The sequence below is a fragment of the Rhodobacter sp. TJ_12 genome, from assembly GCF_020023995.1.
In the GTDB taxonomy this organism is placed as follows: Bacteria; Pseudomonadota; Alphaproteobacteria; order Rhodobacterales; family Rhodobacteraceae; genus Rhodobacter.
Genome location: NZ_NRRD01000001.1, coordinates 422,056 through 431,641 on the forward strand (window position 1 = coordinate 422,056; position 9,586 = coordinate 431,641).

Sequence of the window (9,586 nt, forward strand, 5' to 3'; positions counted from 1 at the left end):
CCTTGGCAGAAGACGGGGGCGGCGACGCATGGTAGAGCGGCGCGAGACTGACAGCCGGACGCTCTTGCGCCGGTTGCGCGATACGCTCGCCACTCCGGGTGGCGGGCAGGATCGTCTCGATCATATCACCCATCTGATCGCGGATTCGATGCATACCCAAGTGTGCTCGATCTATCTGTTCCGTGACCCCGAAACGCTGGAACTGTGCGCGACCGAAGGGTTGAACCCGGATGCCGTGCACCAAGTGCGGATGCGGCTGGGCGAGGGGCTTGTGGGGCGCGTTGCCCGCACGGGCCAGCCGGTCAATACCGGCGATGCGCCCGCCGCGCCCGGGTTTCGCTACATGCCCGAAACAGGCGAAGAAATTTACTCCAGCTTCCTTGGCGTGCCGATCCAGCGGGTCGGCGAAAAGCTTGGCGTGCTGGTCGTGCAATCGCGCGAAGCGCGGGAATTCTCGGAAGACGAGCTTTATGGCCTTGAAGTCGTGGCGATGGTGATCGCCGAAATGACCGAACTTGGGGCCTTTACCGGCGATCAGGGCGGCATCGGGGCCGCGCATCGGTTCCCGGTGATGTTTCGCGGCACCACGGGGCAGGAAGGCGCGGCCGAGGGTCGGGTCTGGCTGCATGAACCGCGCGTTGTTGTGGCAAACCCGGTTGGCGATGACCCGGATGTGGAAAAGACCCGGCTGGAACAGGCCGTTGCCACGCTGCAAGCGCAGATCGACGAAATGCTGATCGGCTCTGCCGCGATGGACAAGGAACAGCGTCAGGTTCTGGAAGCCTACAAGATGCTGGCCCATTCGCGCGGCTGGGTGCGTCGGATGTGCGAAGACATCGATTTGGGCCTGTCAGCCGAAGCAGCGGTGGAAAAGGAACAATCCACGGCCCGCGCCCGGCTGGAACAATCGACCGATGCCTATCTGCGCGAGCGGCTGCATGATCTGGATGACCTGTCCAATCGCTTGCTGCGGCTGTTGACGGGGCAGGGCAAGGATACCGGGGCCGAACTGCCCGAAAACCCGGTGCTGGTGGCGCGCAATATCGGCCCGGCTGAGCTTTTGGATTATGGCCGCCAGCTTAAGGGCGTGGTGCTGGAAGAGGGCTCTGTCGGCAGCCATGCCGCGATTGTGGCGCGGGCCTTGGCGATTCCGCTGGTGATTCATGCGACGCGTATCACCAACGAAGCGCTGAACGGCGATCAGATTTTGGTCGATGGCGATCAGGGGATCGTGCATTTGCGCCCCGAGGAAAGCGTGGCCGGGGCCTTTCGTGACAAGATCGCGATGCAGGCAGAGGCGCAAAAGCGTTATGCCGATTTGCGGAGCCTGCCGGCACAGGACCGGGCGGGCCAATCTGTCAGCCTGATGATGAATGCGGGTCTGATGGCCGATCTGCCCTCGCTCAAAAGCTCGGGGGCCGATGGGGTCGGGCTGTTTCGCACAGAATTGCAATTCCTGATCCGCACTCGGGTGCCCCGGCGGGGCGAATTGGCGGCGCTTTACAAGCGGGTGATCGATGCCGCGCAGGGCGCGCCGGTGCAGTTTCGCACGCTTGATATCGGGTCGGACAAGGTTCTGCCCTATATGAAGCCGCAAGAAGAGCCGAACCCGGCCATGGGCTGGCGCGCGATCCGCGTTGGGCTCGATAAGCCCGGCGTGCTGCGGATGCAGTTGCAGGCACTGATCCGCGCCTCTGAGGGGCGGCCCTTGTCGGTGATGTTCCCCTTTGTCGCCGCCCCGGACGAGTTCCACGCCGCCAAGGCGATGTTGGAGCGCGAAGTGGAGCGCGAACGCGCGCTGGGCCGCCCGGTGCCCGAAAAGCTGCGCGTGGGCGCGATGCTGGAAACCCCTTCGCTTGCCTTTGCGCCCGATAGCTTCTTTGCGGCATGCGATTTCATTTCGATCGGGGGCAATGACCTGAAGCAGTTCTTCTTCGCGGCAGACCGCGAAAATGAACGTGTGCGGCGGCGCTATGATACGCTCGATGTCAGCTTCTTAAGCTTCATTGAAACCATCGTGGCGCGCTGTGCGGCCAATGACACGGCGCTAAGCTTTTGCGGCGAGGATGCCGGGCGCCCGATCGAGGCGCTGACCTTCGCGGCCTTGGGCCTGCGGACGCTTTCGATGCGCCCGGCCTCGATCGGGCCGGTCAAGCATCTGATCCGGCGCGTCGATCTTGAGGGATTGAAAAAGGTGATCGACGCAACGCGGGCACGCGGCGAACAATCCGTGCGCCATGCCGTGACGGCATGGCTTGCCAGTCAGTAAAGTCACTGGGCGCAGGCGGTCTTGTCTGTGCCGCGTGACTGCAGGGCTTAGTGCACGGTCAATTCGCTCAGATCGTGCAAGATCGCGCGGTTTTGGCACCAGTCTGGGGTTTCCCCCTGTGCCGGGGAACTGCTGGACAGATAGGCCATGCAGCCATCCACCCCGGGGCATTCGCGGCAGCGCAGGATCATCGCGGCGAAATCGGCTTGCGTCAGAAAGCCTTCCTGCATTGCCGCGGTCAGATTTACGCCCATCCGCCGCGCCATGCCGCGGGTGATCCAAAAATGCAAATCCACGTTGCCCTGAACGCCCATTTTATCCTCCTTCTGCGACCTCCGCCGCCAGTGCATCCTCATCGGCGCGTTGGTGCCGCAACCGCGCCATCATCATGCGGTTGGTACAATAGCCGGGCGCCTCGCTCATCGGCGCGGCATTGCGGTCAACACCGGCTTCGGCATGTTCGGCCAGCCAGTGCAGGCACTCTCCGGGTTCGCTACAGCTTGCGCAGCGGACCACCGCTTCACGCCATTCGTCACCGCTGATCTTGCCGCGGATCATCATCTCGGTGAGATTGATCCCCAGAACCTGCGCCATGCGGTTCATCAGCGATGCGTGGCGATTGAGGGTTTTCCGTCCGTACATGGTCCATCCTTTGCGGGCAGAGTTGCGCCATGCTGGTTTCGCAGGGCCTTTTTTGCCATGATTCAGATCAAAGGCCCCGGAGGCGGGGCCTTGCAAAGCCTATATCACGGCGCCGTGAGGCGGAAGAGGTCAGATGCCGCTGCCGCCTGCGGCCCCGGCGCGCAACTGCGCCACGGTGCGCCGCACCAAGGCGATGCGTTCTGCATTGGCCGGATGGGTGCCCAGAAAACTGTGGCCGGGATCGGCCAGCCGGGTAAAGAACAGCGCGCCCCGCTCAGGATCATAGCCCGCGTTCCAGGCGATGATTGCCCCGAGGCGGTCGGCCTGAAGCTCATAGTCCTTGGAAAAGCTGCGCGCGCCGACTGCGGCGCCGAAATCTTGGGCTTGCGCGATGCCATTTTCATTGGCCCCGGTTGCGGCGGCCAGCATCCCCATGATGATCGCGCCCCGGTTGGCATCAGAGCTTTTCGCCTCCAGATGACCCAAAATGTAATGCGCCGCTTCATGGCCCATAACAAAGGCGAGTTCGTCACGGTTCTTCGCCTCGGCGATCAGGGCAAGGTTAAAGGCGACGATCGGCCGACCGCGCGCATCCATCGTTTGCAGCGCATTGGGTGCGGGGTCGGTGCGGTCGTCGACCATCACCTGATAATCGCAATTGCGCTTGCCATGCAGGCGCGCGCGGCACTCGGCCTCGATCCGCGGTTCCATATCGGCGGCCACGGCAATGAAATTCTCGGCCGCCTGTTTTGCGGTGGGGCTGGGTTCGGTGCGCACCACTGGTGGGCCCGAGTGCGGCAAGGGCGTGCGCACCATCGTGCCGGGCGGCGCATCGCAGGCCGCCAGCAGGGCGGGCAGGCACAGGCAGGCAATCAGGGTTTTGCGGATCATCGAAGGCCTTTCGGGGATGGGCCGAGTGTATCTGCGCGCGCGCGGGGTGCAACGTGCAAACGCGTGCAGTGGCGAATCTTTGCCCTTTCCGGCCCCAAGGCGGCGCGCTAGCATTAAGACATGTTTACCATCGAGCATGAATTCGACGCCACCGTGATCACCCTTGTCGACGAGGGGGAAGACCCGCGCGACTACCTGCAAGAAGACATCACGATCCAATCCTTTGAGGATTGCGTGGTGCTTGAGCAATTGGACGACAATACCGAAATCGTCATGCGAGTTGTGTTCTCGCATGCGCAATTGCGCGAATTGGCGGCCGCGCTGGACCTGCCCGAAGGGGTGTATCGGCTGCAAACCCGCAAGCCCAAGGCGTAGGCTTGCGGTGTGGTCTGTGGCGTCGCCTAAACGGCGATGTTGTCGATCATCCGCACATCGCCCAGCATCACCGCCGCCAGCATGCGCGCGGGCTCTGAAAGGCTGGTCAGTGGGCGCAAGCCTTCGGCGCTGCGCAACTCTAGATAATCCCACGCGCCAAAGCCCGCCGTCTGAAGCGCCGCCTTCGCGGCTTCCAGCGCGGTGTCAACCGGAGTGCCGGTGCGAATCGCCTCTGCCGCCGCCTGCATCTGCGCGTGCAATTGCGGTGCACGGGCGCGGTCTTCGGGGCTGAGCCGGACATTGCGCGAGGACATGGCCAGCCCATCTTCCTCGCGGATCGTTGGGCAGCCGATGATGCGCACCGGGATATTGAGATCCGCGACCAGCCGTTTGACCACCTGTAACTGCTGCCAGTCCTTTTCGCCAAAGAAGGCGCGGCCCGCCTGCGTCATGCCAAAAAGCTTGCTGACCACGGTGGCGACTCCATCGAAATGGCCGGGGCGGAACGCGCCCTCGAGCGGTTCCGAGATGCCAGAGACCGAGACCTTTGTGGCAAAGCCGTCGGGGTAAACCTCATCGACGCCGGGCGCGAACAGAACATCGACGCCTTCGGCCTCCAAAAGCGCCAGATCATGGGCTTCGTCGCGGGGGTATTTGCTAAGGTCATCGGCGTTGTTGAACTGCATCGGGTTCACAAAGATCGTCACGATCACCCGGTCCGATTGTTTGCGGGCGGCGCGCACAAGGCTCATATGCCCGTCATGCAGCGCGCCCATCGTTGGCACGACACCGACCAACATGCCCGAGCGTTTCCACGTTGCCACTTTCTCGCGCAATTCGGCCGAGGCGCGGATCACTTGCGTCATTTGCCGGCCTCGTCAAAGAACGAATGTTCAGGCGCGGGGAAGGCGCGCGCGCGCACATCGGCGGCATAGGCGGCAACGGCCTCGGCGGCGGTCTTGCCCAATTCAGCATAGCGTTTGACGAATTTCGGTTTGAAATCTGCAAACAGCCCCAGCATGTCGTCAATCACCAGCACCTGCCCGTCGCAATCGACCCCGGCCCCGATGCCGATTGTGGGAATGTCGATTCCGCGCGAAATCTCGCCCGCAAGGCCCGCGGGCACCTTTTCCAGCACCACCGAGAATGCGCCCGCGTCCGCCACGGCCTTGGCATCGGCGCGCAGCCGCGCGGCGTCATCGCCCTTGCCTTGCACCTTGTAGCCGCCCAGCGTGTTGACCGATTGCGGTGTCAGCCCGATATGCGCCATCACCGGGATGCCGCGCGCCACCAAGAAGGCGATGGTTTCGGCCATATGCACCCCGCCTTCCAGCTTCACCGCGCTGGCGCCGGTTTCGGCCATGATCCGTGCAGCATTGCGAAACGCTTGCGCGGGGCTTTCTTCGTAGCTGCCAAAGGGCATGTCGATCACCACAAGCGCACGATCCGAGCCGCGCATCACCGCTTGTCCATGCAAGATCATCATCTCCATGGTCACGCCCAAGGTCGAGGGCAGGCCATGCAGCACCATGCCCAGCGAATCGCCAACCAAAATCACATCGCAATCGGCATCGGCAAGTTTTGCCACCGGGGTCGTATAGGCGGTCAACACCACCACCGGGCTTTGCCCTTTGAGGGCACGAATATCGGTGGGCATCAGCCGTTTCTGGCTTGCGGTTGCGCTCATGAAAGCCTCCCTTTCCTTGCGCGCAGGCATAGCCCCTCTGCCCAGCTTTTGCAAAGTGGAACGCTGCGGCGCAGAAAGGCGGGGTGGGGAAAGCCCCAGCCCCGCCCGCGATTTATGTCTTGTCAGGCGTGGATCAGTTCGCCCCGCGCGCCTCGGCCGAGGCTACGGCGGCGGCATGCTGTTCCGCTTCCAGCACCTCGGGGTCGGGGGTCTGACCGGCTTCCCAAGCGGCTTGATCGGCCTCAATCAATTCCACTTCGGCTTCGGGAACGACATAACCCGTGTGCAACTGGTGCATTGGGCCTTCCAGCTCTAGGCTTTCGGCGCGGGTGCGGACCTTGACCTTGGTGCCCAGTGTCGTTTCGTCGAACATGTCGATGATGTCTTGGTTGAAGAGCCGGATACAGCCCGCCGAGGTGGCCTTGCCAATCGACGACGGGTCCATCGTGCCGTGAATGCGGTAATAGGTGTCGCGTCCGTTGCGATAGAGATACAGCGCCCGTGCCCCCAGCGGGTTATCAAGCCCGCCGGGCAGGCCATCGGCCAAGGGACCGTAAAGCGCGGGGTCAGAGCGGACCATATTCGCGGTCGGCTGCCAATAGGGGTATTCCTCTTTGCGCCCGACCACGGCATTGCCCGAAAAGCCGCGCCCAGCCTTGCCGACAGCAATGCCAAAGCGCATCGCACGGCCTTCTTCGACAACGTGATAGAGCACCCGCGCATAGGGGTCGATCACGATCGTATCCTTGCCCTCTGGGCCTTGGTATTCCACCCAGCGGCGGCGGTTGCGATCCGTCAGGTAAGAGGGGTTGACCGCCGGTACCACCCGCTCGCCATCTGGGCGGGCCTGATATTCGCGCGGCACCGCCGAAGAGGAAGAACGCCCTGCGGGGGTCAGCGGATCGGCGGCACAACCGGCCAGCAAGGCAGCAGCAATAAGGCCCGCTAGGGGCAAGTGGAAATGGCATTTAAGAAGGGACACTGGGCAGCACCTGTCGAAAGAAACGCCCCCCACGGCGGATGGGGCCGAAGCGCCTAGGACGCCTTGACACGCGGGGGAGGTCAAGCCCTGCGCGCGCAGAAACGTGAAAAACACCCGAAAAACCGGCATTTGCCTTCCCGGCAGGCTGCCAAGCTTGGCAGCTGCCGGGGGGGTGTCAGTGCTAACCCACCAGGTTGAAGCCGGGGCCATAGGGATATTGGGTGATATTTTCGGCCCCCTCTGTGCCGATCACCAAAATATCGTGCTCGCGGTAGCCGCCCGCGCCTGCCATGCCCGCGGGCAGGGTCAGCATCGGCTCCATCGAGATCACCATGCCGGGTTCCAAAACAGTGTCGATATCTTCGCGCAGTTCCAGCCCCGCTTCGCGGCCATAGTAATGGCTCAGCACGCCGAAAGAATGGCCATAGCCGAAGGTGCGATATTGCAGCAGGTCGCGTTCGGCAAAGAAGGCGTTGATCTTTTGCGTGATCTCATCGCACCGCGCGCCGGGGGTCAGAAGGCTCATGCCATATTCATGCGCGGCGACATTGGCCTCCCAAATCTTGCGGCTCGCGTCATCGACCTCGCCCAGGAACATCGTGCGTTCGAGTGCGGTGTAATAGCCCGAAATCATCGGAAAGCAGTTGAGGCTTAAAATATCGCCGCGCTTGAGCTTGCGCCCGGTCACCGGGTTGTGCGCGCCATCGGTGTTCAGCCCCGACTGGAACCACACCCAGGTGTCGCGGTATTCGGCATCGGGGAAGCGCTTGGCGATTTCCGCCTCCATCGCATCGCGGCCCGCCATTGCCACGTCAATCTCGCGCAGGCCTTCCTTGATTGCATCATGGATCGCATAGCCGCCCACATCGGCCGCCGCGGCGCCCTGTTTGATCAGATCAATCTCGGCTTCGGATTTCACCATCCTTTGCGCCATCGTGGCGGGGGCGACATCGAGCCCGCGCTTGGGCTTCAGGAAATGGCTGAACTTGTCGGCATTGACCATCGTCAGATGATCGGCCTCGCAGCCCACCGCCTTGCCGGTGCCGATGATATGGGCAACCGCACGCCAGAAATTGTCGCGCGCCCAATCGGTATAGGTCAAAGCCTCGCCATGGCAGCGCCGCCACGGCTGGCCCGCATCGATCCCTGCCGAGATCACGACCGAGCGGTCTTTGGTGACCACCAGCCCATAGGGCCGCCCAAAGCTGCAATAGAGAAAGCCCGAGTAGTAAGCGATATTGTGCATCGAGGTCAGCAGAACCGCATCAAGGCTATGCAGCTCCATCACATCGCGCAGGCCCGCAAGCCGGGTCTCATATTCCTCGGCACTAAAGGGCAGGGGGGCTTTGAGGCCGTTTTCGCAGGTGTAGAATTCGGGTCTTTGCATCTTGTGTCCTTTGGTCCGCTGGGGACCGTGAAAGATCCCGGCGTTCAGGACGGTTGTGGCCCAGCCACAAGCATCGGGCAAGTCTGCCCTGTGGCGACGCCATCGCCACGGCTCATCCCCAGAATGGCAAAGGGGCGCGGGGCTTGCAAGCGCCCCACGCCCCTTGGTTTCGCTTTCGCCTGCGCTTAGCCTGCGGCGAGGCGTTTTTCGTTGGCGGCCTTGAACGCCTCATCCGAGGGCGCAATGAAGGTGTAGAACATCGGCACCACGAACAGCGTGAACATGGTTCCGATGATCAGGCCCGAGAACATCACCATCCCCATAGCTTCGCGCGCGGCCGCGCCCGCGCCTTGCGCCAGCACCAAAGGCACCACGGCCAAAGCCATCGCGGCGGTGGTCATCAGGATTGGGCGCAGCCGGGTCTTGGCGGCGGCGACAATCGCCTCGCGCCGGGTTAGCCCCTTTTGCTCGCGTTGCTGATTGGCGAATTCCACCATCAAGATGCCATGCTTCGTGATCAGCCCGATCAGCGTGATCAGCCCGACTTGGCTGTAGATGTTGAGCGTGCCAAGCCCAAGGTTCAGCGGCAAGATCGCCCCAAAGATCGTTAGCGGCACCGCCATCAAGATGATGAACGGGTCGCGGAAGCTTTCGAACTGCGCGGCCAGCACCAAATAGATCACCAAAACCGCCGCGCCAAAGGCCAAGAGCAGCGTGTTGCCCTGTGTCTGTTCCAGACGCGATTGCCCCGCGTAATCCAAGAAGAAGCCTTCGGGCATCACCTCTTGGGCAATCTCGACAATTGCCGCCAACCCATCTCCCGAGGACTGGCCCGGGATCGGCAGCGCCGAGATTGTGGCCGAATTGAGCTGGTTGAACTGTTCCACGGTCGAGGCCATCGAGCTGGAACTGGTCGAGATCACCGCCGACAGCGGCACCATTTCCCCGGTGACAGAGCGCACGAAATAGCGGCCAAGATCTTCGGGGTTGGCGCGGTAATCCTGCGGCACCTGCAAGATGATGTCATAGCTGTTGGAATCGCGGTCGAACTGCGCGACCGAGGCGCCGCCCACCATCAGCCCCAGCGTCGTGGCAATATCCGAGACCGAGACATTCAGCGCCGCCGCCCGGTCGCGGTCGATGGTCACGACCACCTCGGGCGCATCCACCGACAAAGAGTTCTGCACGAAGATGAACTTGTGCGTGCCCATCGCGCGCTGGCGGATTTCTTCGGAAATTTCCGCCACGCGGTCGATGCCGTGGATCGATTGCACCACGACCGAAATCGGCAGGCTGCCGCCCGCGCCGGGCAGGGTGGGCGGCAGCCTGCCGATTTCGGTCGTGGTGCAATCG

The 9,586-nt window shown here is 62.7% G+C and carries 10 protein-coding genes; 2 read left to right on the forward strand and 8 right to left on the reverse strand.

What is annotated here, in order from left to right:
• Positions 1 to 28: 28 nt before the first annotated feature.
• Positions 29 to 2,269 (forward strand): phosphoenolpyruvate--protein phosphotransferase, encoded by a 2,241-nt coding sequence (gene ptsP, locus CKO11_RS02120; protein ID WP_223632312.1) that lies wholly within the window; start codon positions 29 to 31, stop codon positions 2,267 to 2,269.
• A gap of 47 nt (positions 2,270 to 2,316) precedes the next feature.
• Here ptsP and CKO11_RS02125 read toward each other — a convergent pair whose 3' ends face one another.
• The 3 genes from CKO11_RS02125 to CKO11_RS02135 form a co-directional block, all read right to left on the reverse strand.
• Positions 2,317 to 2,583, reverse strand: coding sequence for a DUF6455 family protein (locus tag CKO11_RS02125; RefSeq protein WP_223632313.1), 267 nt, complete (start codon positions 2,581 to 2,583; stop codon positions 2,317 to 2,319).
• Between the two features lies 1 nt (position 2,584).
• The gene (locus CKO11_RS02130) at positions 2,585 to 2,911 is read right to left on the reverse strand and encodes a DUF6455 family protein (RefSeq protein ID WP_223632315.1); all 327 of its coding nucleotides are present in this window, start codon (positions 2,909 to 2,911) and stop codon (positions 2,585 to 2,587) included.
• Positions 2,912 to 3,040: 129 nt separating this feature from the next.
• Positions 3,041 to 3,802, reverse strand: coding sequence for a M48 family metallopeptidase (locus CKO11_RS02135; RefSeq protein WP_223632317.1), 762 nt, complete (start codon positions 3,800 to 3,802; stop codon positions 3,041 to 3,043).
• 120 nt (positions 3,803 to 3,922) lie between these two features.
• On the opposite strand from CKO11_RS02135, the gene CKO11_RS02140 reads away from it, so the two are divergent.
• Complete coding sequence (locus CKO11_RS02140) at positions 3,923 to 4,177, forward strand: hypothetical protein (RefSeq protein WP_223632319.1); 255 nt, start codon at positions 3,923 to 3,925, stop codon at positions 4,175 to 4,177.
• Between the two features lie 26 nt (positions 4,178 to 4,203).
• Here CKO11_RS02140 and panC read toward each other — a convergent pair whose 3' ends face one another.
• The 5 genes from panC to CKO11_RS02165 all read right to left on the reverse strand — a co-directional run.
• Positions 4,204 to 5,043, reverse strand: a complete 840-nt coding sequence (gene panC / locus CKO11_RS02145) for a pantoate--beta-alanine ligase (protein WP_223632321.1) — start codon at positions 5,041 to 5,043, stop codon at positions 4,204 to 4,206.
• The gene (panB, locus tag CKO11_RS02150) at positions 5,040 to 5,864 is read right to left on the reverse strand and encodes a 3-methyl-2-oxobutanoate hydroxymethyltransferase (RefSeq protein WP_223632322.1); all 825 of its coding nucleotides are present in this window, start codon (positions 5,862 to 5,864) and stop codon (positions 5,040 to 5,042) included. The genes panC and panB overlap by 4 nt, the downstream gene beginning before the upstream one ends.
• A gap of 133 nt (positions 5,865 to 5,997) precedes the next feature.
• Positions 5,998 to 6,846 carry a L,D-transpeptidase gene (locus CKO11_RS02155; protein WP_223632324.1) on the reverse strand — a complete coding sequence of 283 codons (849 nt, stop codon included), beginning with the start codon at positions 6,844 to 6,846 and terminating at the stop codon, positions 5,998 to 6,000.
• 181 nt (positions 6,847 to 7,027) lie between these two features.
• Positions 7,028 to 8,233: an aminopeptidase P family protein gene (locus CKO11_RS02160; RefSeq protein WP_223632326.1), complete on the reverse strand. Its 1,206-nt coding sequence runs from the start codon at positions 8,231 to 8,233 to the stop codon at positions 7,028 to 7,030.
• A 185-nt stretch (positions 8,234 to 8,418) separates the two neighbouring features.
• Positions 8,419 to 9,586: efflux RND transporter permease subunit (locus tag CKO11_RS02165; protein ID WP_223632327.1), on the reverse strand; the 1,168-nt coding region annotated here is incomplete at its 5' end.

What these genes read in the sequence shown, in the direction of transcription:
- ptsP (WP_223632312.1), top strand. Translation starts at nt 29, where the DNA reads ATGGTAGAGCGGCGCGAGACTGACAGCCGGACGCTCTTGCGCCGGTTG.
- CKO11_RS02125 (WP_223632313.1), bottom strand. Translation starts at nt 2,583, where the DNA reads ATGGGCGTTCAGGGCAACGTGGATTTGCATTTTTGGATCACCCGCGGC.
- CKO11_RS02130 (WP_223632315.1), bottom strand. Translation starts at nt 2,911, where the DNA reads ATGTACGGACGGAAAACCCTCAATCGCCACGCATCGCTGATGAACCGC.
- CKO11_RS02135 (WP_223632317.1), bottom strand. Translation starts at nt 3,802, where the DNA reads ATGATCCGCAAAACCCTGATTGCCTGCCTGTGCCTGCCCGCCCTGCTG.
- CKO11_RS02140 (WP_223632319.1), top strand. Translation starts at nt 3,923, where the DNA reads ATGTTTACCATCGAGCATGAATTCGACGCCACCGTGATCACCCTTGTC.
- panC (WP_223632321.1), bottom strand. Translation starts at nt 5,043, where the DNA reads ATGACGCAAGTGATCCGCGCCTCGGCCGAATTGCGCGAGAAAGTGGCA.
- panB (WP_223632322.1), bottom strand. Translation starts at nt 5,864, where the DNA reads ATGAGCGCAACCGCAAGCCAGAAACGGCTGATGCCCACCGATATTCGT.
- CKO11_RS02160 (WP_223632326.1), bottom strand. Translation starts at nt 8,233, where the DNA reads ATGCAAAGACCCGAATTCTACACCTGCGAAAACGGCCTCAAAGCCCCC.